Raw genomic sequence first — 26,629 nt, 5'->3', positions numbered from 1 at the left:
ATCAATTCTCCAGGAAGGAGGCGAGCGCGGTGGCGAGGAGGTGCGGGTCCTCGGCACCGCACAGCTCGCGCGCCGAGTGCATGGACAGGATGGCGACGCCGATGTCCACGGTGGTGATGCCGTGCCGGGCGGCGGTGATGGGCCCGATGGTGGTGCCGCACGGCATGGCGTTGTTGGACACGAAGCTCTGCCAGGGGACATCGGCCCGTTCGCAGGCGGCGGCGAAGAGGGCGCGGCCGCGGCCGTCGGTGGCGTACCGCTGGTTGACGTTGACCTTGAGGATCGGTCCGCCGTTGGGCATCGGGTGGTGGTCGGGGTCGTGGCGTTCGGCGTAGTTGGGGTGGACGGCGTGGCCGGTGTCGGAGGAGAGGCAGACGGTTCCGGCGAAGGCGCGGGCCCGGTCCTCGTAGCTGCCGCCGCGGGCGTAGACGGAGCGTTCCAGGACGTTGCCGAGGAGCGGTCCCTGGGCGCCGGTGTCGGACTCGCTGCCGTTCTCCTCGTGGTCGAAGGCGGCGAGGACCGGGATGACGGACAGTCCGGGGCGGGCGGCGACGGCGGTGAGCGCGGCGGTCGCGGCGTGTACGGACAGCAGGTTGTCCATCCGGGGGCCGGCCACCAGTTCGCGGTCCCGGCCGAGGTAGGCGGGGGGTTCCACGCTGTGCACCATCAGGTCCCAGCCGGTGACGTCCGCCGGGTCCAGCCCGTTCTCCTCGGCGAGGAAGCGGATCAGGTCGCCTTCCGCGGGGTTGCCCAGGCCCCACACGGGGGTGAGGTGGCGCTGCCGGTCGAGCTTGAGGCCGTCGGTGTTGACCGACCGGTCCAGGTGGATGGCGAGCTGGGGCACGCGCAGCAGCGGACGGTCGACGCGGACCAGGCGCTCGCCGCCGTCGCGGAGGGAGAGCCGGCCGGACAGGCCCAGGTCGCGGTCGAGCCAGGTGTTGAGGAGCGGGCCGCCGTAGATCTCGACGGCGAGCTGCCGCCAGCCGTGCGCCCCGGTGTCGGGGATGGGCTTGACTCGCAGATTGGGAGAGTCGGTGTGTGCGCCGACAATCCGGTACGGAGTGGACGGGTCCGCGCCCTCGGGCACGTACCAGGCGATGATCGCTCCGCCGCGCAGCACGTATCGGCCGCCGGTGCCCCCGTCCCACGGGTCGGTCTCCTCGACCTGCCGGAAGCCGGCCTTCTCCAGCCGCTCGGCGGCGTGGGCCACCGCGTGGTACGGCGAGGGCGCGGCTGCGAGGAAGGTGAGGAGATCGTCGGTGTGGCCGCGGTCGAAGCGGTGCGGAGAGGTCATGACCTCAGGATAAGGAGCGGCCGGGGCCCGCCGGTGGAGGAGTGGCGGGCCCTGGGCGGGAGCGGACGGCGGCAGCGCGTGGCGGAGCCGGGGGCGGACCGCCGGCCTGGTGCGGACGGCGGTCGCGGCCCCGGTGCCGGTCCGCGCGGGGGTGCGTGATCCCGGACCGGATCGCGCACCCCGGGGTGGTCGGCGGTCCCGGACCGGACCGCCGACGCGGGTCGTGCGGGGTGGCTCAGAACGCGGCCTCGTCCAGCTCCATCAGCGACTGGTCGGTGGACTCGGCGAGCGCGCGCTGGGCGGAGACGCCCGGCAGGATCTCCTGGGCGAAGAACTTCGCCGCGGCGATCTTGCCCTGGTAGAACGCCTTGTCCTTGGCGGAGGCGTCGGCCAGCTTCTCCGCGGCCACCGCGGCGCCCTTGAGGAGCAGGTAGCCGACGACCACGTCACCGGAGGCCAGCAGCAGCCGGGTGGTGTTCAGGCCGACCTTGTAGATGGACTTGACGTCCTTCTCGGTGGCGGCGAGGTCGGTCAGCATGGCGCCGACGATCGCCTCCAGGTCGACGGCCGCGCGGGCCAGCGACTCGCGGGCGGTGGCGAGTTCCTCGCCGCCGTTCGCCTCGGCGAGGAACTTCTTGATCTCCTCGGAGAGCAGGGTGAGCGCCTGGCCCTGGTCGCGGACGATCTTCCGGAAGAAGAAGTCCTGGCCCTGGATGGCGGTGGTGCCCTCGTAGAGGGTGTCGATCTTGGCGTCCCGGATGTACTGCTCGACCGGGTACTCCTGGAGGTAGCCGGAGCCGCCGAAGGTCTGCAGCGACTGGGCCAGCTGCTCGTAGGACTTCTCCGAGCCGTAGCCCTTGACGATCGGCAGCAGCAGGTCGTTGAGGCCGTTCAGCGCCTTGGCGTCCTCGCCCGCCGCCTCCTTCTCCTGGATCGCGTCCTGGACCGAGGCGGTGTACAGCACCAGGGAGCGCATGCCCTCCGCGTACGCCTTCTGCGTCATCAGCGAGCGGCGCACGTCGGGGTGGTGGGTGATGGTGACCTTGGGCGCGGTCTTGTCCATGAACTGCGCCAGGTCCGGGCCCTGGACGCGCTCCTTGGCGTACTCCAGCGCGTTGAGGTAGCCGGTGGAGAGGGTGGCGATGGCCTTCGTGCCGACCATCATCCGGGCGAACTCGATGATCATGAACATCTGGCGGATGCCGTCGTGCTTGTCGCCGATCAGCCAGCCCTTGGCGGGGTGCTTGTCGCCGAAGGTCATCTCGCACGTGTTGGAGGCCTTGAGGCCCATCTTGTGCTCGACGTTGGTGGCGTAGACGCCGTTGCGCTCGCCCAGCTCGCCGGTCTCCCAGTCGAAGTGGAACTTCGGGACCAGGAACAGCGACAGGCCCTTGGTGCCCGGGCCGTGGCCCTCGGGGCGGGCCAGCACGTAGTGGAGGATGTTCTCGGACATGTCGTGCTCACCCGAGGTGATGAACCGCTTCACGCCCTCGATGTGCCAGGAGCCGTCCTCCTGCTGGACCGCCTTGGTGCGGCCGGCGCCCACGTCGGACCCGGCGTCGGGCTCGGTGAGGACCATGGTCGAGCCCCACTGCTTCTCGACCGCGATCTCGGCGACCTTCTTCTGGGCCTCGTTGCCCTCCTCGAAGAGGATGCCGGCGAAGGCCGGGCCCGAGGAGTACATCCACACGGCCGGGTTCGCGCCGAGCAGCAGCTCCGCGTAGGCCCAGATCAGGGAGCGGGGCGAGGTGGTGCCGCCGATCTCCTCGGGCAGGCCGAGCCGCCAGTACTCGGAGTCCATGAAGGCCTGGTAGCTCTTCTTGAAGGAGGCCGGGACGGGCGCGGTGTTGGTCTCCGGGTCGAACACCGGCGGGTTGCGGTCGGCGTCGGCGTAGGACTCGGCGAGGTCGTTCTCCGCGAGGCGGGCGATCTCCTCCAGGATGCTCTTGGCGGTCTCGACGTCCATCTCGGCGAACGGGCCGGTGCCGTACAGCTTGTCGCGGCCGAGCACCTCGAAGAGGTTGAACTCGATGTCGCGGAGATTCGACTTGTAGTGCCCCATGGCGACGGCTCCGTATGGCTCGGGAGGCGGGGACCTCTTAGGCATTTCAATCGGTAATCACCATGATGCTACCCGTGGGTAATAAGAGGCAACCCTCAACCCGGGAACTGTGACTCAGTACGCTTCGGAGCATGTACGGCTACGACCAGAACGCGAGTGCGGGGCAGGGCTACGGCGCTCCGCCGCCCCCGCCGCAGCAGCCGCAGCCCCCGATGCCGCCCGGCGGCTACCCGGAGCAGCCGCTGTACCCCGAGCCGTCACCGCCGTCGCTGGCGGACGCGGTGCGCGCCTTCACCACCGGCTCGATGTCGGCGGAGGACTTCCAGCAGATCTTCGCGACCTCCAAGGTCTACTGCCCGCGCGGGGACAGTCCGGGCTTCCTGGCGCTGCACAACACCCAGCAGCCGGTCATCCCGATGTTCACCTCGCTCAAGGAGCTGCGCCGCTACGCCGGGAAGGAGTCCAAGTACTTCGTCATCACCGGCGCCGAGGTCATCGACCTGCTGCCCACCGGCTACGGCTTCGTCCTGGACATGGAGGGCGACCACCGGATGGTCTTCGACGCCAAGGCCGTCGAGCAGATGGTCGACTTCGCGATGCGCCGCATGTACGGCTGAGGTGTGCGGTCCGGTGGCCGGCTGCGGGATGCGCCGCGGGTACGGCTGAGCCGCGGTCCGGTGGCCGGCTGCCCGATGCGCCGCAGACGGGGCTGAGGTACGGCGGAGTCGCCGCGGCCCGGCCCGCGGGGGGCGGGGGTGCGGGCCGGACGGTCAGGCGCCGGTCTCCGCCGCCGGCTCGCGGACGGTCCCGGGGCGGTGGCCGATGCCCTGGAGCACCGCCCTGACCAGGCGGTCCACCGTGCCGGCCGGGTCCACCGCCCCGTCGGCCCGCTCCGTACCGCGCGTCCCGCCGGTCCGGTCCGCCCCGGCTGCGTCTCCCGCCCCGGCTGTGTCTTCCGTCCCGTCGGCCGCCCCCGGTCGGTCGGCCGCTCCCGTCCCGTCGGCCGTCGGCGGCCCGGACCGTTCCGGTGCCTCGGGCGGGGTCGCGGCGCCGTGGAAGAGCGCGGTCAGCACGGTCTCGTGGCAGACGCCGACGATCATCGCCGCCGCCGCGTCGACCTCGGCGTCCGCGGCGAGCCGGCCCAGCGCCCGCTCGGCCCGCAGATAGCCGGTCAGCCGGTCCCGCCACTCCCCGCCCGGCTCGGCCAGGCCGGCGAACCCGGTGAGTACCGCGGGCCGGGCGAGCAGCCCCGCGAAGGCGGGGAGGATGGCGCGGTGCAGCGCCAGGCCGTAGGCGATGTGGGCGCGCAGGTTCTCCGGCACGCTCCCGGTGCCGGCCTCCGGCAGCGCGCCCAGTCCGGCCTCGACGCTGCGGACGTGCGCCCGCAGCGCGTGGGCCAGCAGCTCTTCCTTGTCCGCGAAGTGGTTGTAGAGCACCCCGTCGGCCACCCCGGCGGCACGGGCGATGGCGCGCACGGTGAGCGCGGCGGTGCCCTGCTCGGCGATCAGCCGCTCGGCGGTGCCGATCAGGTACTCGCGCAGGTCCTGCGTGCCGCCGCCGTCGCGCAGCACCGCGGGTCTTCTCGGTGACATCGTCCGCATCGTAACGGGGGCGGCGGCCGGGGCGCCGGGCCGGCCGGACGGTCAGTCCCCGGCGGGCCGCGCCGCGGTCACCAGCCACGCGGTGCCCCGGGTACGCACCCCGTCGGGCTCCTCGAAGGCCCGCAGCGCCTCGGTGAGGGCCTGCCGTGCCAGGGCGGCGGCCGCCGGGCCGGCCTGCCGCATGTGGTGGGCGACCGGCCCCCAGTCGGCCAGGAACCCGGCCGCGTCCGCCACGTCCGCGCCCCAGTGCTGGGTGGCGGTCACCCGTTCGCAGCGGACGTCCCGGAATCCGGCGGCCTCGAGCACCGCGCGGGTGTGGGCGGGGTCGGCGAAGGAGGTGGGGCCGGTGCCGTCGGGGCCGGTGGGGCGCGGCAGGTGTGCCGTCATGGCGTCGAGTACGGCCCCGAGGTCGGTGCCGTCGAGCGCGGTCATGCACACGAACGCGAGCCGTCCGCCGGGGCACAGGGCGCGGCCGATGTTGCGGAAGGCGGCGACCGGATCGGCGAAGAACATCACCCCGAACCGGCTGACGGCGACGTCGTGGCCGCCGTCCGGGAAGGCGCGGATCTGGGCGTCGTCCTGTTCGAAGGTCACCCGGTCCACCCCCTCGGCCGCCGCGCGGGCCCGGGCGGTGGCGAGCATCGGGGCGGACAGGTCCACGCCGAGGGTGTGCCCGAGCCGGGCGCGCCGGGCGGCGAGCCGGGTCAGCTGGCCGTTGCCGCAGCCGATGTCGAGTACCCGGTGGTGCTCGCCGATCTCCGCCGCGTCCAGTACGAGGTCGTTGAAGCCGCTGTTCACGGCGTCGTACCGGTCCCAGTGGGCGGCCCAGTGCGCGCCCTCGTAGCCGTTCCACGCGTCGGCCTGCCGGGTGTTGACGATGCGGGACATGGTCATCGCTTCCCTCTTCCTGCGGTCTCCGGTCGTGTGCCGGTGGCGGCACACAAAATGAACGTACGTTCATGAACGTACGTTCATCGTGACGCGCGGGGTGGCGGGGTGTCAATGCGGGGGTGGTGCCGAAGGCGGGTGTCGTTCCGGCGGCCGTGTCCGATCCGTCCTGGCTCGGGGAACAAAGGCACTCTTGCGGGTTGTTCACCGTTCAACTAAGTTGAATCCTGAACGACCGAGGAGGCCGTCATGCCAGCAGTGACCGTTGACAACCCGCTGACCCTGCCGCGCGTCGCGGCGCCGACCGAGGCCCGGCAGCGTCCGGTGCTCGGCGTGACCACGGCGCCCAGCGGTTTCGAGGGCGAGGGCTTCCCGGTGCGCCGGGCCTTCGCCGGGATCGACTACAAGCACCTCGACCCGTTCATCATGATGGACCAGATGGGTGAGGTGGAGTATCAGCCCGGGGAGCCGAAGGGCACCCCGTGGCACCCGCACCGCGGCTTCGAGACCGTCACGTACATCATCGACGGGATCTTCGACCACCAGGACTCCCACGGCGGCGGCGGCACCATCACCAACGGCGACACCCAGTGGATGACGGCCGGCTCCGGCCTCCTCCACATCGAGGCGCCGCCGGAGCACCTGGTGGTGTCGGGCGGTCTCTTCCACGGCCTGCAGCTGTGGGTGAACCTCCCGGCGAAGGACAAGATGATGGCGCCGCGCTACCAGGACATCCGCGGCGGCCACGTCCAGCTCCTGTCGACCCCCGACGGCGGCGCACTCCTGCGCGTCATCGCCGGTGAGCTGGACGGCCACCAGGGCCCGGGCGTCACGCACACGCCGATCACCATGATCCACGCGACGCTGGCGGCGGGTGCCGAGGTCACCCTCCCCTGGCGCGAGGACTTCAACGGCCTGGCGTACGTCCTCGCCGGACGCGGCTCGGTCGGTGCCGAACGGCGTCCGATCCACCTGGGGCAGACGGCCGTGTTCGGTGCGGGCTCCGCGCTGACCGTCCGCGCCGACGAGACGCAGGACTCGCACACCCCGGACCTGGAGGTGGTGCTGCTCGGCGGCCGGCCGATCCGGGAGCCGATGGCGCACTACGGGCCGTTCGTCATGAACACCCGCGAGCAGCTCCAGCAGGCGTTCGAGGACTTCCAGAAGGGGCGGCTCGGGACGATCCCCGCGGTGCACGGGATGTCCGAAGGCGGACTGTAGGGCACGGCCCGGGAGGGGCCCTCCCGGTCCGGAGCCCGCTCCGGCCCGGGAGGGGCCCGGGGCGGTCCCGGCTCGCGAGCCGCCCGCGGCCGGTGGTCCGGCCCGCCGGTCACCACGGGCACCGGGTGACGCGCGGCGGCCCGCCCCCTCGTCGACGAGGGGGCGGGCCGCCGGGTTTTCCGGGCCCGTCCGGCGGTGCCGCGGGCGGCGGCGCCGGTGGGAGGTGCGGGCGCGGTCTAGAACTGCATCGACCAGGAGTCGATGTAGCCGGTGTCGTAGTTGGCGTTGTCGTGGACCCGGAGCTTCCAGCCGCCGTCGGCGGTCTCCGCGGAGGCGTTCACCGTGTACGTGGTGTTCACGTCGTCGGCGCTGCCGCCGGTGCCGTAGTTCTTGAGCAGGTACGCGGTGCCGTCCGGGGCGACCAGCTCGATCTTGAGGTCACCGATGTAGGTGTGCTTGATGGCCACCGAGACGCCCAGCGCCGCCGGGGCCTTGCCGGTCACGCCGGTGACCGCCAGCGGGGACTCGGTGGTGGCGTTGTCGGTGATGTTGTAGTTGGCGGTGTTCTCGAACTTCGGCCCGGTCGGCGGCTGGGTGCCGCCGCCGCCGACGTTCAGCAGCCGGTTCGGCGAGCCGGTGCCGGGGCTGGTCACCACACCGGTGGTGGCCGCGGAGGTCAGGGCCGTGGACACCTGCGCCGGGGTGGCGCCGGGGTTGGCGGACAGGTGCAGCGCGGCCGCACCGGCCACGTGCGGCGCCGCCATCGAGGTGCCGGAGATGGTGTTGGTCGCCGTGTCACCGGTGTTCCACGCCGAGGTGATGGACGAGCCCGGCGCGAACAGGTCCACCACGCTCCCGTAGTTGGAGAAGCTGGACCGGGCGTCGCTGCTGGTGGTCGAGCCGACCGTGATGCCCTCGGTCACCCGGGCGGGTGACTTGGTCGAGGCGTCGGTGTTCTCGTTGCCCGCGGCGAGCGCGTACGTCACGCCGGAGGCGATGGAGTTGCGGACCGCCGTGTCCAGCGCGGAGCTGGCACCGCCGCCCAGGCTCATGTTGGCCACCGCCGGCTTGACGGCGTTCCTGGTCACCCAGTCGATGCCCGCGACCACGCCGGCGGTGGTCCCGGAGCCGCCGTCGTCCAGCACCCGCACGGCGACGATCTTGGCCTTCTTGGCCACGCCGTAGGAGTTGCCGGCGACCGTGCCCGCCACGTGCGTGCCGTGGCCGTTGCCGTCGTCCGCCGTGTTGTCGTTGTCGACCGCGTCGAAGCCGTGGCTGGCGCGGCCCCCGAAGTCCTGGTGGCTGATCCGGACACCGGTGTCGATGATGTACGCGGTGACCCCGGTGCCGGCCGAGTCCGGGTAGGTGTAGCTCTGGTCGAGCGGCAGCGCCCGCTGGTCGATCCGGTCCAGGCCCCAGGACGGCGGGCTGGGCTGGACCCCGGTCGCCTTCACGACCTGGTCCTGGACCACCGCCTGCACGGCCGGGTCGGCGGCGAGCCGCTTGGCCTGGCCCTCCGACAGCTGCACGGCGTAGCCGTTGAGGGCCGAGTGGTAGGTCCGCTCGATCTTGGCACCGAACTTCTCCACCAGCGCGCGGCCCTGCGCGGAGCGGGCCTGGGGCGCCTGCTCGTCGAGGACGACGATGTAACGGTCCTTCAGGGTGCCGGGCGCGCCGGCGTTCTCGATCACGCCTTCGGCGATCCGGTCGGCGCGGTCGTCGGCGGACGCGGGCAGCGCGGCGGCGGCGCCCATCGTCAGGGCGGCCGCGGCGATCGCGGCGGCGACGAGTCTGCGCCGGGCGGCGGGTATCTCAGCCATGCGGGTTCTCCTCCTGTGGGGGTTGGTGCACGGGGGGTGGTGGTGCACGGTGCGGCGGTCGGAAGAACACGGCGGTACGGCCGGAGCGCATGGGTGGCGCCCGGGTCGTACGGACGGATCGGCACGCCCGCGGACCCGACCGGCGGAGTCGAGGCCGGTGCCGATGGACGGAAACGGTACGGAGGGTCGGTCGGGTCCGGGTCGTGGGGAACTGGACGTGCTGCCCGGACCGGGCCGGCCCGGCCGTTCCGGTCCGGCCGGGCGGACCTCAGGACGGGAGCCTGGTCATGAGCGTGTCAAACACGGGTGCTGGTGGGGCCGCCGTGGTCGCACTCTCCTGGCCGCCAGCGGAACCATGACCCACCGCCCGGCACCGCGCAAGAGCCCGGCGGTCGCCGGGAGTTCACCGGGACGGCACCACCGGACCACCCGTCCGGCCGGTCCGCCACCCGGACCACCGGGCCGCGGACCGGAGCAGGCCGGGGGCGCCGCCGGAGCCGGCCGGGCGGTGGTCCCGAGGTGGGCCGGGCGCCCGTCCGCGGGCCGGGCGACGGCCGCCGCGACCGCCGCCGGGCGCACGTCTGAGCAGGTGGCGGCAGGTGGCGGCAGGTGGGCGGGGGCCGGCGGCGGCGCCCTCGGGGGCCGGCGGGCCGCGGCGGGCGGGCCGCGGTCCGCACCTCCCCGGGCCCGCGGCGACACAGTGCCGGACGTTCCGCTCCGGGGAGCGGACACCCGGGCGGGCGGAGTGCCTCCCGCGCCGCCCGTCGCGCCCGGCGCGGGGCCCGTGCCGGAGGCCGGGGACGGGCAACTCAAGGGTCCGGCCGGGCGACCCTTGCGCCTACCCTCGGGCTGCCCGGCGCGCCCGGAATGTCCTTGACGATTCACGCCACCGCTGCCTGCCGCTCGCCCCCTCCGGACGCATGCGGCCTACGCGGGTGCGGGGACGCGGCTGCGGCTGCGGGGGGTGCGCGGCTGCGGGGGCGGCGGAGGTGCGGGTGCGCCACGCGGGGTCCCGGCGTGCGGGGCCCGGGCAGGGGGCGGACGGGCAGCCGGGCGTGCCGGCGCCCCGGCACGCAGGCCGCGGGCGTGCGGGCTGGAGGGGGTACGGGCTGGAGGGGGTACGGGCGCATGCAGGGGCCCGGGCGCGCCGGTGCCCGGGCACCCGGTCACGGATGCGGTCTTCGGCCCCCGGCCCCCGGGGTCCGGGCAGCGGCCGTCCGGGTATCGGTCACGGTGGCGTGCGGGGCCCCGGCAGGGGGCGTGCGGGCAGTTGTGCGTACAGCCGGGCGTGTGGGCACGGGGCGCACGGGCAGCGGGGGTTGGTGCGGACGCCGGGGCGTGCAGGCGTGCGGGTGCGCGCGCGAGGGTGCACGGGCGTGCGGGCGCCGGGGTGTGCGGCTGCGAGGGCGCACGGGCGTGCGGGCACTGTGCGTACAGCCGGGCGTGTGCGCGCGAGGGCGCACGGGCGTGCGGGCGCGCGGGTATGTGGGCCCGAGGGTGCGCGGGCATGCGGGCACGGGGCGCGCGGGCAGCCGGGCGGGCGTGTGGTGTCCGGGCGTGCGGGGGCCGGGTCGGTGACTCGGCCGGGTGCGGGGGGCGGGTGCCGGGGAGCGCCGGGCCGTCCGGCCCGGCGCAGGGGCGTGCCGGGGCGGCCGTGGCTCAGTCCGGTTCGGGCAGCACGTCGGCGAGGTCGGTCCGGGACCGGACTCCCAACTTCCGGTAGACGCTGGTCAGGTTGGCCTCCACCGCCTTCACGCTCAGGTACAGCCGGGCCGCCGCCTCCCGGTTGGTCACCCCCTCCTCGGCGACCAGCCGGGCGACCAGCAGCTCGGTCTCGGTGAGCGAGGCTGCCGCCCGCGGCCCGGGGACCTCGCGCGGGGCCCCGGTACGCGCCAGCTCGGCGTCCACCCGGGCCAGCCAGCCCACGGCCCCCGCCCGGGTGAACGTCTCGGCGGCCCGGCGCAGCGCCGTCCGGGCCGCCGCCCGCCGCCGCCGGCGCCGCTCGACCGTGCCCAGCGCCAGGAGGGTACGGCCGTACTCCACCGGGAGCGGCTCGGCCGCCTGGCGGTTGGCCAGCGCGGTGAGTTCGGCCGCGGCGCGGTCCGCCCCGGCGGTGCTCGTGCACAGGGCCGCCGCCCGCTCCAGCCCGATCGGCGGGCAGCGCAGTCCGGACTGCCGGTACCGGGCCCGGGTGGCCCGGACCAGTTCCCGCGCCTCGGCCTCCTCGCCGGTCGCCAGCAGCGCCTCGGCGAGGTCGCCGTGCCAGGCGAACACCGCCGGGTTGCGCACCCCCATCCGCTCCTCCAGGGCGCGGGCCCGGCGCAGCGGTTCGAGGGCGCCGTGCGGGTCGCCGGCCAGCAGCGCCGCGACCCCCCAGGCCGCCAGCGAACGCAGCTCACTGAGCCGGTCGCCCAGGGTCTTCGACAGTTCGACACCGCGCACGGCGAGGTTCAGGGCCCGCCCGGTGTCCCCGCCGACGGCTTCGGCGAGGGCGTTGGGATAGAGCACGTTGGAGAGCTCCAGCCCGGCGTCCTCCATCAGGCGCACCCCGCGCCGGGCGGTGTCCAGGGCGCTCCGGCAGTGTCCGGCGCGGAGTTCCGCGATCACCAGCAGGGCCAGCAGCCCGTGCTGGTCGTCCAGGGAACCGCGCTGCTCGGCGGTGGTCATCAGCGAACGGAGCGCGGTGCGGGCCTCGGCGACCTCGCCGCGCAGCAGGTGCAGTACGGCGTCGAGGTGCTCCGGCCCGTTGTGCAGCGGATGGGTGCGCGGCACCGGGACGGGGGACGCCGGCGGGCCGGGCGGGTGCGGCTGGAGGCGGACCGCGCGGCGGCGGGTGCCGGTGGCTTCCGCCCGGCCCAGGAGCACCTCGGCGTACGCGCGGGCGCACAGCGCCTGGACCGCCGTGGTGTGGTCGCCGGCGGCCGTGGCCAGCCCGGCGGCCACCTCCGCCTCCTCCGCGCAGAGGTCCGGCCGGCCCTCCACGATCCTCATCAGGGCCCCCCGGACCCGCACCGGGGCCTGGAGCGCCCCGTCGTCGCCGGCTTCGGCCAGCGCCTGCTCCAGGAGTTCACCGGCGCGCGGGGCGCCCTGGCCGGCGGCGTCCCACAGCGCGAGCCGGGCCCGTACCCGCCGGCGCACCGACGTGGCGGTGGCGAGCACGGTATGGGCGGCGTCGGCCGCCAGCTCCCGGCGCCCCGCTGCCAGCGCGGCCGCCGCCGCCTCCAGCCGGCGGTCGGCGGCGAGTCCGGTCCGGTCGGCCGGGGTGCGGTCGGCGGCGAGCAGCGCCAGTTCGGCCGCGCTGCCCGGCGCGCCCCGGGCCAGCGCGGCGGTGGCGGCGGTCATCAGCGTCGCGGCGACGGACTCGTCCCGCTCGTAGCCGGCCAGTGCCAGATGGCGGGCGCGCTGCACCGGGTCGGCCGCGGCCCGGGCGAGCCGGGCGTGCGCCTGCCGCAGCAGCTCGGGTGAGGCGTCGTCATGGAGGGTGGCGGCGAGCAGCGGGTGGCTGAAGCGGAGTATGCCGTCCGGGCCGATGGTGGCGACCCGGGCCGCGGCGGCCTCGGCGAGGTCCGAGTCCAGGTCCCCGTGGTGGGCCGCGGCGAGCAGTGCCCGGGTGGGCCGGGCCGCCACCGCCGCCAGCAGCAGGGTGGACAGCGCCGGGGCGGACAGCCCGCCCAGGCGTTCCCGCATCAGGTGCCGGAGCCGCCCGGGCACCGGCAGTGGCCGTCCGGGGCCGGGCAGCTCGTCCAGCCGGAGCAGCGCCCGGGCGATCTCCCCGGCGTAGAACGGGTTGCCGGCGCTGGCGGCGTGGATGCGCTCCACCAGGTGGGCCGGGAACTCCGCGCCGATCTCCTCCCGCAGCAGTGCGTCGTAGGCCGAGCGGGGGAGCGGCGGGACCGGGATCTCCCGCAGCGGCGGCGGGCTCAGGCGGTGGCCGACGGCCGCGTCGGCCAGGGTCCGTTCGGCGGCGACGACGCGCAGCGGCAGGGTGCCCCCGCGGCGTGCCACGAACGCCAGTACCTCGGCCGACGCGGGGTCGATCCACTGGACGTCGTCGAGGACCAGCAGCACCGGCTCGGGGTGCGCGGCGCGGGCGAGCCCCCGCAGCAGATAGAGGGCCCCGAGGCGGACGGCCAGCTGGTCGGCCTGCTCCGGCCGGCGGGGCCCGCGCAGCAGCGCCGCGCGCAGGGCGTCCCGCTGCGGGCCGGGCAGGGCGTCGATGGGCCCGTCGCCGACCGGGGTCAGCAGGTCGACGAGGGCGAGGTAGGGCAGATGGCGTTCGGCTTCCGCCGGACCGCAGCCCAGCACCGTCCAGCCGGCCCGGGCGGCGTCCTCGGCCAGGGCCCGGACCAGGGTGGACTTGCCGATGCCGGGCGGGCCCGACAGCAGCACGCCGCCGCCGTCCCGCAGCTGCCGCCAGGCGGCTTCCAGCAGTTCCGTGCGTCCGACCGGATGGACCTCCCGGCCGACCGGATGGACCTCGCGCACCGCACCCCCTCCGCCGCCGTACGGTCCCGTGCCCGGGCCCCGTCCGCACTCGTCCTTCCCGCGCCGGACCGGACCGCTCGTGCCGTTCCGCCGCGTCCTCCCCCGCTCGGAAGGCTTCCCACCGATCGCGGGTGCCGCACGGCCCGCCCGGGTGCCCCGGCACCACCGGCCGGGGCGGGCCGGGGCGACGACGGGGCGGGGCGGACGGGAAGCGGTGGGGGCGGACGGGGAGCGGCGCGGCGGGCGTGCCGCGGGCAGCGGGCACCGTAGCAGCAGCCGGGTGCGCCGTCGACGGGGCGGATGCGTCCGGTCGGGGTGCCGGGGCGGCCGCCGGGCGGGCGGTGCGCCGGGGGCGGGGTCCGGCGGCGGGTCCGGCCGCGGCCCGGCTCCGCGCGGCCCGCCGGCCCGGCTAGTGGAAGGCGCCCAGCTGGGCGCGTACCTGGGCCGGGCGGTTGGTGATCAGCGCCTGCACGCCGAGCCGGACGCACAGCTCCACGTCCTCCGGATCGTCGACGGTCCAGACGTGCACCTGGTGGCCGGCGGCCCGCAGCCGGGAGACGATCTCCGGCCGGGAGCGCACCAGCTCGATCCCGGGGCCCGCGATCCGCACGCCGCGCGGCAGCGAGGGGGCCGCCCGGCCGGGCAGCGGGGCCCGTTCGGTCAGCAGCACCCGCGGCAGCTCCGGGGCGAGCACCGCCATCCGGCGCAGGGCGAGCCGGGAGAAGCTCATCAGCCGGACCCGGGGCTCGTCGCCGGGACGGACCCGGTGCAGGCCGAAGAGGCTCAGCTGGCGGAGGAGTTCGCGTTCCACCCGGCCCGCCCAGCGGGTCGGGTGCTTGGTCTCCACGGCCAGGCCCACCGGGCGGTCGGCGGAGGTGGCCAGTGCCAGGAGTTCGTCGAAGGCGAGCACCTGGGCGGGGCCGGCGCCGTCGCCCTTCCAGGAACCGAAGTCCAGGGTGTCGAGCTGGTCGAGGGTGAGCGCGGAGACCGCGCCCCGGCCGTCGGAGGTCCGGTCCACCCGCCGGTCGTGCAGGCACACCAGCCGTCCGTCGGCGGTGAGCCGGACGTCGCACTCCAGGGCGTCGGCGCCGTCGGCGATGGCCTGCTCGTAGGCGGCTCGGGTGTGTTCCGGCTGGTCGTGGGAGGCGCCTCGGTGGGCGACGATCTGGGGCAAGGCGGTCAGCACGTCACGATACTGGCAGCCGGCGGTGAACGGTCGGCCAACGGCTCGAAGCCCGCACGACAAGGCGCGGCAGGGAGTACGGGAAGAGAAGTACGGCCCGGACGGACCGGCGCCGCGATCCGGACGTACCGTCCCGGACCGACCGGCCCACCCCGCCGTCCCGGACCGACCGGCCCACCCCGCCGACCCGGGCCGGCCGGTCCGGACCGACCGCTTCGGCCCGTTCCGCCGGGGCCCGGCGGCTGACGGGGGGTCACCCCGACGGGCCCGTCCCGCGGGCGGGTCCGCCCGGTCCGTGGTGGGCTGGACGGGTGCCGAACCGGACGACCCCCGGCGAACCGCTGCTCCCCGACCCGGTGCGCCGCCTGGCCGCCTGGTGCGTGGTGGTGCTGCTGGTCTCCGGGGTGGCCGGGGTGGGGATCTGGCTCTGCGCCCAGCTGCGGGCCGCGGTCACCCCCGTCCTGCTGGCGCTGCTGGGCACCGCGCTGCTCGGGCCGCTGCACCGGCGGCTGGTGCGGATGGGGATGCGGCGGTCGATGGCCGCCGGACTGACCTGCCTGGCGCTGGTCGGGGTGGTCGGCGGCACCGGGTACATCGTGGTCAGCGCACTGATCGAGACCGGCGACGAGATCATCGCCGCGATGAAGGACGCGGCGCGCAAGCTCTCCGACCACTTCGGGACGGCGGGCACCTCGCTGGACGACCTGGCGTCCAACGCCAGGGAGCTGGCCGGCAGGTTCGGCGGGACCGCGGCCAGCGGGGTGGTGACGGGCATCAGCGTGGCCGGCGAGATGATCGGCATCGCGGTCCTGGCGCTGTTCCTGACCTTCTTCTTCCTGCGGGACGCCGACCGGGTGACCGGCACCCTGCACAGCCTCGCCCCCCGCGGCTGGGGCCCCCGACTGGAGGCGATGGGCCGCAGGGCGTTCGCCGCCGTGGAGGGGTTCATGCGCGGCACCACGATCATCGCGCTGATCGACGCGCTGCTGATCACGGTGGGGCTGCTCATCCTCGGGGTGCCCGGCGCCGCGGGGCTGGGCGCGCTGGTGTTCGTCGGCGCCTACATCCCCTACCTCGGCGCGTTCCTGTCCGGCGCGGTCGCGGTGCTGGTGGCGCTCGCCGACGGCGGGCTGCTCATCGCCGCCTGGGCGCTGGGGGTGGTGGTGGCGGTGCAGCTGTTCGAGGGGCACGTGCTGCAGCCGGTGGTGCAGAGCCGCACCGTGCAGATGCACCCGGCGATGGTCATGGTGACCATCACGGCCGGGGCCGGGGTCGCGGGGATCCTCGGCATGCTGCTCGCGGTGCCGCTGACCGCGGCCGCCACCGGGGTGCTGTCGGAGCTGCGGGCCGAGTACGCCCGCGGGTCTCAGCCCAGCGGGTCTCAGCCCAGTGGTTCCACGGACGCGAAGAGGTCCGGTCCGGCCGGGGGGTCGTCCTCCGGCCCGGAGGGGCCCGGCGGGCGGGGCGAGGGGCCGGGCGGGCCGTCGTCGTCCGACGGTTCCTCGGGGCGCTCGTAGAGCTGGAACCATATGCACTTGCCGGTGCCGCGCGGGTCCACCCCCCAGGCGTCCGCGAGCATCTCCATCAGCAGCAGCCCGCGGCCCGAGGAGGCCAGTTCACCCGGTCGGCGGCGGTGCGGCAGCTCGTCGCTGCCGTCGGCGACGTCCAGTCGCAGCACCCGCCGTCCGCTGCGGCCGCTGACCTCGGCGAGCAGCAGCGCGTCACCGTCGGTGTGCACCAGGACGTTGGTGACCATCTCCGACAGGAGCAGCACCGCGGACTCGATCTGGTCCGGGTCCGGCCAGTCGTGGAGCAGCTCGCGCAGCTGGTGCCGGCATTCGGAGATCCGCTCCGGCTCGGCCTGGGCGACGGCCATGGCGGTCCGGCGGGACGGCGCGCCGCCCGGGCCGACCACGCACACCTCGGCGTCCCGGCTGACCAGCAGCAGCGCTATGTCGTCCTCCCGGCGGTCGGCGAGCGGGCCGAGGGTGTGGTGCGAGGCGGGCCCGTGCACGGCCTGCACCAGGGCGTCGGCGAGCGACTCCAGGGCGCCGTTGCCGACGTCCTCCCGGGCCTGCTCCTGGCAGACCTTCCGGATGCGCTCCCAGCCGGTCTCCAGGTCGTGGCCGCCGGTCTCGATCAGCCCGTCGGTGCACATCAGCAGCGTCTCGCCGGTCTCCAGGTGGATCCGGGTGATGGGGTAGTCGGTGTCCGGGTCGATGCCCAGCGGCAGGCCGCCCGCCGTCGGCCGGGTGATCAGGGTGCCGTCGGAGAGCCGGACCGCGGGGTCGCTGTGGCCGGCCCGGGCGATGTCGAGGACCCCGGCGACCGGGTCGACCTCCGCGTAGAGGCAGGTGGCGAAGCGCGGGTCGGAGGACTGCTCGGGGTCGTGCCCGGCGCCGTCCGCCAGCCCGGCCAGGAACCGGGAGGCGCGGGAGAGCACGGCGTCCGGGTGGTGGCCCTCGGAGGCGTAGGCGCGCAGCGCGATGCGCAGCTGCCCCATCAGCCCGGCGGCGCGCACGTCGTGCCCCTGCACATCGCCGATCACCAGCGCGGTACGGCCCGACGGCAGGTCGATCACGTCGTACCAGTCGCCGCCGACCTGTAGCCCGCCGCCGGTGGGCACATAGCGGGCGGCGACCGTGAGGCCGGGGATGTCCGGTTTGGCCGCGGGCAGCATGGAGCGCTGGAGCCCGGCGGAGAGCTCCCGTTCCGTCTCGTGCACCGAGGCGCGGGACAGGGCCTGGGCGAGCAGCCGGGCGACCGTGGAGAGCACCGAGCGGTCGTCGGGGGTGAAGTCCACCGGATGGTCGAACGAGGCCATCCACACGCCCATGACCCGGCCCGCCTCGACGAGCGGCAGGAAGGCCCAGGACCGGCGCCGGAAGCGGCCGGTCAGCCGGTAGGCGCCGGGGAAGCGCGCCGCGTACTCCTCCGGGCTGGGCAGGTAGACCGCCCGTCCGGTGCGGACCACCTCGGCCGGCGGGTGGTCGCCGTCCACCGTCATCGTGGTGAACGGTTTCTCGTCCCCGGGCCGGTACCCGTAGTGGCCGATGATCGATATCCGGTCGCCGTCGAGGCCGAGCACCACCATCCCGGTGGGTTCGAAGCCGGGCATCGACAGGCCGGAGACCACCCGCAGCACCTCGCTGGTGGAGACCGCCTCGGCGAGCGCCCGCCCGGCGTCCAGCAGGAACGCCTCCCGGCCGAGCCGGCGGTCGCCGCTGGGCGCGCGCGCCGCGGACGTGCCCGGCTGCGGCTCCAGCACCTCCTCGAAGGTGCCCACCAGCTGCTCCGCACCGTCGTCCGCCGGGTTCGGCAGGCAGCGGGTGCGGATGAGCCGCAGCACCGTGCCGTGCTCGTCGACGACCCGCAGCCGTGCCTCGGAGACCCGGCCCTCGTCCATGCCCAGCCGGACCACGGAGGTGGCTTCGATCCAGTCGAGCGGGTGAAACCGGGCGCGGATGCCCGACTCCGTAAGAGTGGTGGGTCCGGCGGGCAGCCCGAGCAGCCGGGCGGCTTCGGCGTCGAGGACGACGGCGGCCGGAACGCTCTCCCATCGCCACACGCCGGTCGCGATGGCGGCCAGTACGTCCTCGGTGCGCATTGCACTACTTTATGAGGATTCCCCGCGGGCTTACCAGTGAAGCCGGTGGCGCCGGTACCCTTGCGGGTGGCCCTGAGCGTGTACGCACACCGAGGGTGTCCACCGCGGCCCCCGCCCTGCCGACCGGAGCACGCCCCGGCGGGACGACGGCGGGCCCACCGCCCTGACGACCAGACGACGACTTGGATGAACGATGCATCGGTACCGGTCCCACACCTGCGGCGAGCTCCGTGCTGCCGACGTCGACACCGACGTCCGGCTCTCCGGCTGGCTGCACAATCGGCGTGACCTGGGCGGCATCCTCTTCATCGATCTCCGCGACCACTACGGTCTGGTGCAGCTGGTGGCCCGTCCCGGCACCGCCGCCAACGAGGCGCTGAGCCACCTCACCAAGGAGACCGTGGTCCGGATCGACGGCCGGGTGGTCAGCCGCGGCGCCGACAACGTCAACCCCGAGCTGCCCACCGGCGAGATCGAGGTCGAGGTCGCGGACGTCGAGGTGCTCGGCGCCGCCGGGCAGATCCCGTTCACGATCAACGCCGAGGACGGCGTCAACGAGGAGCGGCGGCTGGAGTACCGCTTCCTGGACCTGCGCCGCGAGCGGATGCACCGCAACATCATGCTGCGCACCGCCGTCATCCGGTCGATCCGCGAGAAGATGACCGCCCTCGGGTTCAACGAGCTGGCGACCCCGATCCTCTCCGCCACCTCCCCGGAGGGCGCCCGCGACTTCCTGGTGCCGTCGCGGCTGCACGCCGGCAAGTTCTACGCGCTGCCGCAGGCCCCGCAGCAGTTCAAGCAGCTGCTGATGATCGCGGGCTTCGACCGCTACTTCCAGATCGCGCCCTGCTTCCGCGACGAGGACGCCCGCGCGGACCGCTCCCCCGGCGAGTTCTACCAGCTCGACATGGAGATGAGCTTCGTCGAGCAGGAGGACGTCTTCCAGGTCATCGAGAAGGTGATGACCGACCTCTTCGAGGAGTTCGGCGGCGGCCGCCACGTCACCTCCCCGTTCCCGCGCATCCCGTTCCGCGAGGCGATGCTGAAGTACGGCTCGGACAAGCCGGACCTGCGCGCCAAGCTGGAGCTGGTCGACGTCTCGGAGGTGTTCGCGGGCTCCGGCTTCAAGGCGTTCGCCGGCAAGCACGTCCGGGCCCTGGCCGTGCCGGACACCGCCGACCAGCCGCGGAAGTTCTTCGACCAGCTGGGTGAGTACGCCGTGGCGCAGGGCGCCAAGGGCCTGGCCTGGGTGCGGGTCGGCGACGACGGCTCGCTGAGCGGCCCGATCGCGAAGTTCCTCACCGAGGCGGACGTGGCCGCGCTCACCGAGGCGCTCGGCCTCAAGCCGGGCAGTGCCGTGTTCTTCGGCGCCGGCGAGTTCGACGAGGTCTCCAAGATCATGGGCGCGGTCCGCGTCGAGGCCGCCAAGCGGGCCGGCCACTTCGAGGAGAACGTCTTCCGCTTCTGCTGGATCGTCGACTTCCCGATGTTCGAGAAGAACGAGGACACCGGGCAGATCGAGTTCTCGCACAACCCGTTCTCCATGCCGCAGGGCGGCCTGGAGGCGCTGAACACCAAGGACCCGCTGGACATCCTCGCCTGGCAGTACGACATCGTCTGCAACGGGGTGGAGCTGTCCTCCGGCGCCATCCGCAACCACGAGCCGGACGTCATGTACCGGGCGTTCGAGATCGCCGGGTACAGCAACGAGGACGTCGAGCGCGAGTTCGGCGGCATGCTGCGCGCGTTCAAGTTCGGCGCCCCGCCGCACGGCGGCATCGCCCCCGGCGTCGACCGCATCGTGATGCTCCTCGCCGACGAGCCGAACATCCGCGAGACCATCGCGTTCCCGCTCAACGGCAACGCCCAGGACCTGCTGATGGGCGCCCCGAGCGAGGTCGACGAGACCCGGCTCAGGGAGCTGCACCTGTCGCTCCGCAAGCCCCCGCAGGTCAAGCAGGCGGACAGCGCCGCGGAGAAGCCGGCGCAGTAACCGCCGCACCCGGCGCGCGGCCCGGCCGCGCGCCCGGCCCGCACCCTCGGCAGGACCCCGGCCCGGTGGCCGGGGTCCTGCCGCGTCCGGGGGCCGGACGGGGCGGCCCATCGGGCAGATGCCGACGCCGGTTACCCCGATCCGGCGGATCTCAGGATTTCCTATGATCCGCCGAATCCGCCGCCCGGGGGCCGGGCAGCCCGCCCCGGCCGCCACCCCGCCCGGCCGGCCCCGGCCCGCCCCGGCACCCCGGCGCCACCGCCCTGACCAGCGCAGACCACCGGACCTCGGGGCCGCGGTCCGGCCGCGCGCCCGGCCGGCCGGCCGTTCCCGCCCGCGCGGGCCGGCGCCACCGGAGCGCACCGGGGCGCGTCCGCGAGCCACCGCGGGGGCCGCCCATCGGCCCCCGTCCGGTCGCCGAGGGTGCGCGGGAGCTGACAGGCTGTTCCGGGGTCCGGCAGCCGTGACCGGCCCGCTCCGCCCCCGGCCCCGGAAAGGACGACCGATGCCCGATCGCCTGGCCCTGACCCGTCGTGCCGCGGTTGCCGCACTGCTGCTCTGCGCCGGCGTGCTGACCGGATACGGGAGCACCGCGGCGGGCGGACCCGGCAAGGAACCCGGCACCGCCGGTGGCGTCGCGGACGCGCCGGACACCGCGGAACGCGCGCTGCCCGCCGCCGGCCCGGACACCGGCCGGCGGTCCGGCACCGCGGGGGAGCCGGCGGCGGCCGCCCCGGCCGGCGGTCCGCAGTCCGGGCACTCGGCGCCGTCCCCGGCTCTCACCTCGGCGATCGGCGAGCCGGGCCGGCTGCCCGGCATCGGCCCCCGGACCTCCGCCGCGATCCCCGAGGAGGCCCGCCAGGCCCTGGTGGTGACCGGCGAGGGGCCCGACTCCCCGTACGCCACCGCGGTGCTGCACGAGCGGACCGCCACCGGCTGGGTGGCGGCGGGCCCCGCCTGGCCCGCGCACAACGCGCTCCGCGGCTGGACCGACGACCACCACCTGGGCGACCTGCGTTCACCCCGGGGCGTCTTCGGCCTCACCGACGCGGGCGGTCTCCGGGCCGACCCGGGCGCCAAACTCCCCTACGACCACTCGGGCGGCTTCATCGCCACCGGGCTCGGCTTCGAGGGGGAGCCGCTGGCGGGCGCCTTCGACTACGTGGTGGCCATCAACTACAACCGGCGCCCCGGCACCTCGCCGCTGGACTGGACCCGGCCGCTGGGGGCGGAGAAGGGCGGCGGCATCTGGATCCACGTGGACCACGGCGGCCCGACCCACGGGTGCGTCAGCATCACGGCACCCCATATGAAACGGCTGCTGCGGTCCCTGGACCCGGACCGGCACCCGGTCGTGGTCATGGGCGACGCGGAGTTCCTGGCCCGCTGAGCCGGCGGCTCAGGGCCACGGCACCGAACGGTCGCTGAGCCGCCGGTCCACCCCGCACGGGGCCGCGGCCTCGGACCGGGCCACCCGGTGCACCGCGCGGAGCAGCCGCCGGGGCGTGGTGCGGTGCTGCCAGAGCACGGCCCGTACGCCGTACTCCATCACCACCATCAGCTCCGCCTCCCGCAGCTCACCGGCGATCAGCACCACCCGCTGCCTGCCCCCGCGCACCAGCCGGCGCAGCTCCGCCCCGGCCCGTTCGTCCAGCCGCTCGGCCAGCATCACGGCGACCGCCCCGCGGGGCTCGTCGGCGAACGGGAGTGGCCGCTCGATCAGTTCGATGGTGCTCTCCTGCTGCAGATGACGGACGACTCCGGCCCGGGACAGCGGGTCGGGGCCGTGGACCGTCACCGTGACGCGTCTGTCCGGCACGTGCGTTCCTCGATTTCCCCATGGTTCGCGGATTACACAGGGTCAGCGAGGCGGTTAAACGTTCCCTTGCCGACGGCCAAACGCCCGGGCCGCGGCGGTGCGGCGGGCCCGCGCACGCGAACGCCCCCGCCCGGCGACGGCCGGGGCGGGGGCGGGGCGCCGTCATGGTGCCGGGACGGTCAGGCGCCGGCCGGAGTCTGCTCGGTGCCGCCGAAGCGCACCCGGTACGACTCCAGGTCCTCCTCGGTGATCTTCGCGAAGAGCACCGGCGGAACGGTGAACGGGGTGCCCGCCGGGACCGCCGCCAGCGCCCGGGCCTCCTCCGGCGCGACCCACTCCGCGGTGTCGTCGGCGAGCGCGAACGCGGAGCGCATGGCCGCCGCCGAGGCCGGGATGAACGGCTCGGAGACCACCGCGTACAGGTGGATCAGGTTCATCGCGGTGCGCAGGGTGAGCGCCGCGCCCTCCTGGTCGGTCTTGATCTCCAGCCAGGGGGCCTTCTCCTCGAGGTAGGAGTTGCCCGCGCTCCACAGGGCGCGCAGCGCGGCGGCCGCCTTGCGGAACTGGAGCGCGTCCATGTGCTCCTCGTACTCCGCGAGCAGCCGCGCGATCTCCTCGCCCAGCCGGGCCTCCGCCTCCCCGGCGGGCTTCCCGGCCGGGACCTCGTCGCCGAACCGCTTGCGAGAGAAGGACAGCACCCGGTTGACGAAGTTGCCGAGGGTGTCGGCGAGGTCCTTGTTGACGGTGGCGGTGAAGTGCTCCCAGGTGAAGGAGGTGTCGTCGGACTCCGGCGCGTTGGCGATCAGGAAGTAGCGCCAGTAGTCGGCCGGCAGCACCTCCAGCGCCGCGTCGGTGAACACGCCCCGCTTCTGCGAGGTGGAGAACTTCCCGCCGTAGTACGTCAGCCAGTTGAACGCCTTGACGTAGTCGACCTTCTTCCACTTGTCGCGGGTGCCCAGCAGCGTCGCCGGGAACATCACGGTGTGGAAGGGGACGTTGTCCTTCGCCATGAACTCGGTGTACCGGACGGTGTCGTCGGCGTCGTACCACCACGACTTCCAGTCCCGGTTCGCCGGGTCCAGGTCCGCCCACTCCTTCGTCGCGCCGATGTACTCGATCGGCGCGTCGAACCAGACGTAGAAGACCTTGCCCTCGGCCGCCAGGTCCGGCCAGGTGTCGGCCGGCACCGGCACGCCCCAGTCCAGGTCGCGGGTGATCGCGCGGTCCTGGAGGCCCTCGTTCAGCCACTTGCGGGCGATGGACGAGGCGAGCGTCGGCCAGTCCTTGCCGTGCTCCTCCACCCAGGACTCCACCTCGCCGGCGAGCTTGGACTGGAGCAGGAACAGGTGCTTGGTCTCCCGGACCTCCAGGTCGCTGCTGCCGCTGATCGCGGAGTGCGGCTCGATCAGGTCCGTCGGGTCCAGCACCCGGGTGCAGTTCTCGCACTGGTCGCCGCGCGCCTTGTCGTAGCCGCAGTGCGGGCAGGTGCCCTCGATGTAGCGGTCCGGCAGGAACCGGCCGTCGGCGTTGGAGTACACCTGGCGGATCGACCGCTCCTCGATGAACCCGTTCGCCTTCAGCTCCCGCGCGATGGTCTGGGTGATCTCCACGTTCTGCGCGGAGGAGCTGCGGCCGAAGTAGTCGAAGGACAGCGCGAAGCCGTCGTAGACCGCCTTCTGGGCGTCGTGCTGCTGGGCGCAGAAGACGTCCACCGGCAGCCCCGCCTCCTTGGCGGCCAGCTCGGCGGGGGTGCCGTGCTCGTCGGTGGCACAGATGTAGAGGACGTCGTGCCCGCGGCGGCGCATATAGCGCGCGTAGACGTCGGCCGGGAGCATGGACCCCACCATGTTGCCCAGGTGCTTGATCCCGTTGATGTAGGGAAGGGCGCTGGTGATGAGGTGTCGAGCCATTGCAGGCTGCTCCCAAGTCGATGCCGTGAGTGACGTGTGACCCGTGGAACGCTCTCCACGAGCCGCCAATATCGTATCCGAGCGGCACCGGCCAGCCGTGCCGTGTCAAATGGCGGAAACGCGTGGGCGGGCCCGGGCCGCGGCGGCGGGCGGCCACCGTCGGTGCCCCGGCACGCGGAAGGGGTGCCGCGGCACGGTGCAAGGAGGTGCCCCGGCACGTGCAAGGGGTGCCCCGGCACGCGGAAGGGGTGCCGCGGTCGGCCCGCGACACCCCTCACCAGGTCCGGTGCGGACTCAGCCCCGGACGATCCCGGCGGCCCGCGCGGCCCGCAGCCAGACCGGGAACTCCGCCATCAGCTCCTGGTAGAGATCGGCGTCCGCCACCTCGCGCGGCTCCAGACCCGCGTGGAAGAAGCCCGCGTTGTCGATCACCCGCTTCTCCGGCACGGCCAGGTCGTCGAGCTTGCGCAGGAAGTCGAACCCCCTGGCGTCGGGCTCCCCGAAGCCGATGAACTGCCAGAAGATCGGCAGCCCGGCCGCCTCGCAGAGCGCCTTCTCGGCCGCCGGCTTGCTGGTCGGCGCACCGTCGGTCTGGAAGATCACGAAAGCCGGGTCGGTGGCACCGGACTGCCGGTAGTGCTCGGTCACCGCCTCGATCGCCCGGTGGTAGTTGGTGCGCCCCATGTGGCCGAGCGACGCGTGCAGTTCCTCCACCCGGCCGGTGAAGTTGTCCAGGCCGATGTCGGCGGTGCCGTCGATGTCGGTGGAGAAGAAGACCAGCGGCACCGTGCCGTCGTCGTCGAAGTGCGCCGAGAGGGCCAGCGCCTGCTCGGCGAGGTGCTGCACCGTCCCGTCCTTGTAGTAGCGGCGCATCGACCCGGAACGGTCGAGCACCAGGTAGACGGCGGCACGCTCGCCACGCAGACCCCGCTGCTCCACGGCGCCGGCCGCGGCCTTGAAGAGACTGACGAGAGCCGGCGCCTGCGCCGCCACCTTCGCCAGCGCGGCCGCCTCCGGGGCGGTTGACTCCGAGGTGGTCGCCTCCGCGATTGCCTCCGGCGCGGCGGTGTCCGTGGCCGTCTCGTTCGCTTCGCTGTCCGTGGCGGTCTCCGTGTCGGGGTCGGCTTCCGTGTCGGAATCGGTAGCGGTGTCCGTGTCCGTGTCCGCGTCCGGGGTCGCGTCCGCGTCCGGGTCCGTGGTCGTGCTCGACTCCGTGCCCGTGGCCGGCTGGTCCGCTTCGGTGCCGGTCGCGGTGGCGGTTCCGGCGGTCGCGGGGACGGGCGTGGTCTCCGGCTCGGGCTCGGGCTCGGCCTCCGGCTGGGCCTCGGGCTCGGGCTGCGGCTCGGGCTCGGCCTCCGATGTCGGCTCGGGCTCGGGGTCGGCCTCGGGCTCCGGGGTCGGCTCGGGATCGGCCTCCGGCTCGGGGTCGGCCTCGGGCTCCGGTGTCGGCTCGGGCTCGGGGTCGGCCTCGGGCTCCGGTGTCGGCTCGGGCTCGGGGTCGGCCTCCGGCTCGACGGCCGGCTCCGGCTCAGCAGTCGGCTCCGGCTCGGGCTGCGTCTGGGCGGCTTCCGGTGCCTGCTCGTCGGCCGGGGCGGCCTCCGTGCCGGGGGTCTCGGCCACCGCGGTGGCCGGTTCGGCATCCGCTGCGGGGACCTCGTCGGCCTGCGCGGTGTCGGCGGCGGGCTCCTCGCCGCCCGGCTCCTCGCCGGCCTTCTCCGCGGCCTCCGGCTCCGGGGCGGTGTCCGGGGTGTCCGACTGCTGTTCGGTGGTGGGTTCGGGAGCGTCGGCCGTGACGGCGGCCTCCTGCTCCACCTCCTGCCGCTCCGCGGACTCCTGCTCCACCGCCTTCTGTTCCGGGATGTCGACCGTGGCCGCGCTCTCCGGTTCCGTGTCGGCCGGGGTGTCGACCGTGGCCGTGCTCTCCGGCTCCGCCTCGCCCGGGGCGTCGGCGTCCGCCTTCTTCGCCGACGGGGCCGCCGCTTCCGGCTCCGGTTCGGCCGCGGTGTCGGCGTCCGGTGCCGGGGACCTCAGCAGCTCGTCCAGCGTCTTGAGCGGTGCGGTCAGCGCCGGGTGGTTGACCGTCGGGTCCGACAGCAGGTCGTCGTCATCGTCCGGTGCCGTGGCGGCCGGTGCGGTCCCGGCCGCGGTGGTGTCCGCCTCCGCGTCCGCGCCCGCAGGTGCGGGCCGGTTGGCGGTGACGGTGGTGGTGTCCGCCGGGCCGGCGTCGGCGCTCGGGCCGGCAGGGGCCTCGGCGGTCGCCGGCTCCGGCCCGGACTCCGAGGCGGGGTGCTCCTCCGGGGCGGTGGACGAAGCCGTGCCCGGCTCTGGGCCGGTGGCCGGGGCCGGGTCTGTCCCGGCGGCCGTCCCGGCGGCCGGGTCGGGTGCCGCGGCCGGAGCCGGCTCCGCGGCCGTCGTGTCCGAGCGGTCGGTGGCCGGGTCGGTGGCCGGTGCGGCGGCCGCGGCCTCGGGCTGCTCGTCCGGGACACCTGCCGCCTCCGGACCAGCCGTCTCGTCCTGCTTTGAGCCGGAACGGCCGAAAACCTTGCGCAGCAGGTCCCGTATGCCCATGGGAGAACCTCTCACGTATCGAGTGCGATGCGATGCACGGCGACGCATGTTCCGTGGTCCGCAAAGGCTAGCGGGCCGTCCCGGGCGGGCTTCGCCGCGTTCCGGGGCCCGCGCCGCGCGCCGCGGGCCGGCGGTGGCCGGAGGGGCGCCCCCTCGGTCGCGCACGCCCCCGTGCTCC

Annotated in this window: 15 protein-coding genes and 1 pseudogene; 5 read left to right on the top strand and 11 right to left on the bottom strand. The window is 74.7% G+C overall.

The annotated features are described in order from the left end of the window. Position 1: 1 nt before the first annotated feature. Positions 2 to 1,294, bottom strand: a complete 1,293-nt coding sequence (locus ACH4B3_RS13460) for a M18 family aminopeptidase (protein ID WP_398462958.1) — start codon at positions 1,292 to 1,294, stop codon at positions 2 to 4. A 235-nt stretch (positions 1,295 to 1,529) separates the two neighbouring features. Next, positions 1,530 to 3,356, bottom strand: a complete 1,827-nt coding sequence (locus ACH4B3_RS13455; protein ID WP_398462957.1) for an acyl-CoA dehydrogenase — start codon at positions 3,354 to 3,356, stop codon at positions 1,530 to 1,532. A 131-nt stretch (positions 3,357 to 3,487) separates the two neighbouring features. Here ACH4B3_RS13455 and ACH4B3_RS13450 point away from each other — a divergent pair, with 131 nt between their 5' ends. Continuing rightward, positions 3,488 to 3,973 carry an SseB family protein gene (locus ACH4B3_RS13450; RefSeq protein WP_398462956.1) on the top strand — a complete coding sequence of 162 codons (486 nt, stop codon included), beginning with the start codon at positions 3,488 to 3,490 and terminating at the stop codon, positions 3,971 to 3,973. Positions 3,974 to 4,126: 153 nt separating this feature from the next. Here the strand turns inward: ACH4B3_RS13450 and ACH4B3_RS13445 are convergent, their stop codons facing one another. Then, a complete protein-coding gene (locus ACH4B3_RS13445; RefSeq protein WP_398462955.1) occupies positions 4,127 to 4,948 on the bottom strand; it encodes a TetR/AcrR family transcriptional regulator in 822 nt (273 codons plus the stop codon). Between the two features lie 51 nt (positions 4,949 to 4,999). Next, positions 5,000 to 5,851, bottom strand: a complete 852-nt coding sequence (locus ACH4B3_RS13440) for a class I SAM-dependent methyltransferase (RefSeq protein WP_398462954.1) — start codon at positions 5,849 to 5,851, stop codon at positions 5,000 to 5,002. 243 nt (positions 5,852 to 6,094) lie between these two features. Here ACH4B3_RS13440 and ACH4B3_RS13435 point away from each other — a divergent pair, with 243 nt between their 5' ends. Then, entirely contained in the window at positions 6,095 to 7,066 is a 972-nt protein-coding gene (locus ACH4B3_RS13435; protein ID WP_398462953.1) for a pirin family protein, read from the top strand. A gap of 236 nt (positions 7,067 to 7,302) precedes the next feature. On the opposite strand, the gene ACH4B3_RS13430 is transcribed toward ACH4B3_RS13435, so the two are convergent. The 3 genes from ACH4B3_RS13430 to ACH4B3_RS13420 all read right to left on the bottom strand — a co-directional run bounded on the left by ACH4B3_RS13430 (position 7,303) and on the right by ACH4B3_RS13420 (position 14,557). Next, positions 7,303 to 8,886: a S8 family peptidase gene (locus tag ACH4B3_RS13430; protein ID WP_398462952.1), complete on the bottom strand. Its 1,584-nt coding sequence runs from the start codon at positions 8,884 to 8,886 to the stop codon at positions 7,303 to 7,305. A 1,659-nt stretch (positions 8,887 to 10,545) separates the two neighbouring features. Continuing rightward, positions 10,546 to 13,371, bottom strand: a complete 2,826-nt coding sequence (locus tag ACH4B3_RS13425; protein WP_398462951.1) for an AAA family ATPase — start codon at positions 13,369 to 13,371, stop codon at positions 10,546 to 10,548. Between the two features lie 409 nt (positions 13,372 to 13,780). After that, a complete protein-coding gene (locus ACH4B3_RS13420; RefSeq protein ID WP_398462950.1) occupies positions 13,781 to 14,557 on the bottom strand; it encodes a glycerophosphodiester phosphodiesterase in 777 nt (258 codons plus the stop codon). A gap of 308 nt (positions 14,558 to 14,865) precedes the next feature. Here ACH4B3_RS13420 and ACH4B3_RS13415 point away from each other — a divergent pair, with 308 nt between their 5' ends. Further along, positions 14,866 to 16,071, top strand: coding sequence for an AI-2E family transporter (locus ACH4B3_RS13415; protein ID WP_398462949.1), 1,206 nt, complete (start codon positions 14,866 to 14,868; stop codon positions 16,069 to 16,071). Here the strand turns inward: ACH4B3_RS13415 and ACH4B3_RS13410 are convergent. Then, positions 16,056 to 18,161, bottom strand: a pseudogene (locus ACH4B3_RS13410) (SpoIIE family protein phosphatase); the annotation flags it as partial. The gene ACH4B3_RS13415 and the pseudogene ACH4B3_RS13410 overlap by 16 nt on opposite strands. A gap of 193 nt (positions 18,162 to 18,354) precedes the next feature. Here ACH4B3_RS13410 and aspS point away from each other — a divergent pair. Further along, entirely contained in the window at positions 18,355 to 20,154 is a 1,800-nt protein-coding gene (gene aspS / locus ACH4B3_RS13405; RefSeq protein WP_398462948.1) for an aspartate--tRNA ligase, read from the top strand. 505 nt (positions 20,155 to 20,659) lie between these two features. After that, a complete protein-coding gene (locus ACH4B3_RS13400; protein ID WP_398462947.1) occupies positions 20,660 to 21,544 on the top strand; it encodes a L,D-transpeptidase family protein in 885 nt (294 codons plus the stop codon). A gap of 9 nt (positions 21,545 to 21,553) precedes the next feature. On the opposite strand, the gene ACH4B3_RS13395 is transcribed toward ACH4B3_RS13400, so the two are convergent. The 3 genes from ACH4B3_RS13395 to ACH4B3_RS13385 form a co-directional block, all read right to left on the bottom strand. Continuing rightward, positions 21,554 to 21,973, bottom strand: a complete 420-nt coding sequence (locus ACH4B3_RS13395; protein WP_398462946.1) for a DNA-binding response regulator — start codon at positions 21,971 to 21,973, stop codon at positions 21,554 to 21,556. 179 nt (positions 21,974 to 22,152) lie between these two features. Beyond that, entirely contained in the window at positions 22,153 to 23,883 is a 1,731-nt protein-coding gene (gene metG, locus ACH4B3_RS13390; protein WP_398462945.1) for a methionine--tRNA ligase, read from the bottom strand. Between the two features lie 294 nt (positions 23,884 to 24,177). Continuing rightward, positions 24,178 to 26,451, bottom strand: a complete 2,274-nt coding sequence (locus ACH4B3_RS13385) for a VWA domain-containing protein (RefSeq protein WP_398462944.1) — start codon at positions 26,449 to 26,451, stop codon at positions 24,178 to 24,180. Between the last annotated feature and the right edge of the window lie 178 nt (positions 26,452 to 26,629).

The sequence above is a fragment of the Streptomyces sp. NPDC018031 genome, from assembly GCF_044327625.1.
In the GTDB taxonomy this organism is placed as follows: domain Bacteria; phylum Actinomycetota; class Actinomycetes; order Streptomycetales; family Streptomycetaceae; genus Streptomyces.
The sequence above is the reverse complement of the archived record's forward strand: the minus strand, read 5'-3'. Positions and strand labels throughout refer to the sequence as shown.

Bases quoted from the DNA above. Each gene is read 5' to 3' on its own strand.
- ACH4B3_RS13430 (WP_398462952.1), bottom strand. From the start codon at position 8,886: ATGGCTGAGATACCCGCCGCCCGGCGCAGACTCGTCGCCGCCGCGATC.
- aspS (WP_398462948.1), top strand. From the start codon at position 18,355: ATGCATCGGTACCGGTCCCACACCTGCGGCGAGCTCCGTGCTGCCGAC.
- ACH4B3_RS13385 (WP_398462944.1), bottom strand. From the start codon at position 26,451: ATGGGCATACGGGACCTGCTGCGCAAGGTTTTCGGCCGTTCCGGCTCA.
- ACH4B3_RS13460 (WP_398462958.1), bottom strand. From the start codon at position 1,294: ATGACCTCTCCGCACCGCTTCGACCGCGGCCACACCGACGATCTCCTC.
- ACH4B3_RS13450 (WP_398462956.1), top strand. From the start codon at position 3,488: ATGTACGGCTACGACCAGAACGCGAGTGCGGGGCAGGGCTACGGCGCT.
- ACH4B3_RS13400 (WP_398462947.1), top strand. From the start codon at position 20,660: ATGCCCGATCGCCTGGCCCTGACCCGTCGTGCCGCGGTTGCCGCACTG.
- ACH4B3_RS13445 (WP_398462955.1), bottom strand. From the start codon at position 4,948: ATGTCACCGAGAAGACCCGCGGTGCTGCGCGACGGCGGCGGCACGCAG.
- ACH4B3_RS13435 (WP_398462953.1), top strand. From the start codon at position 6,095: ATGCCAGCAGTGACCGTTGACAACCCGCTGACCCTGCCGCGCGTCGCG.
- ACH4B3_RS13455 (WP_398462957.1), bottom strand. From the start codon at position 3,356: ATGGGGCACTACAAGTCGAATCTCCGCGACATCGAGTTCAACCTCTTC.
- ACH4B3_RS13440 (WP_398462954.1), bottom strand. From the start codon at position 5,851: ATGACCATGTCCCGCATCGTCAACACCCGGCAGGCCGACGCGTGGAAC.
- metG (WP_398462945.1), bottom strand. From the start codon at position 23,883: ATGGCTCGACACCTCATCACCAGCGCCCTTCCCTACATCAACGGGATC.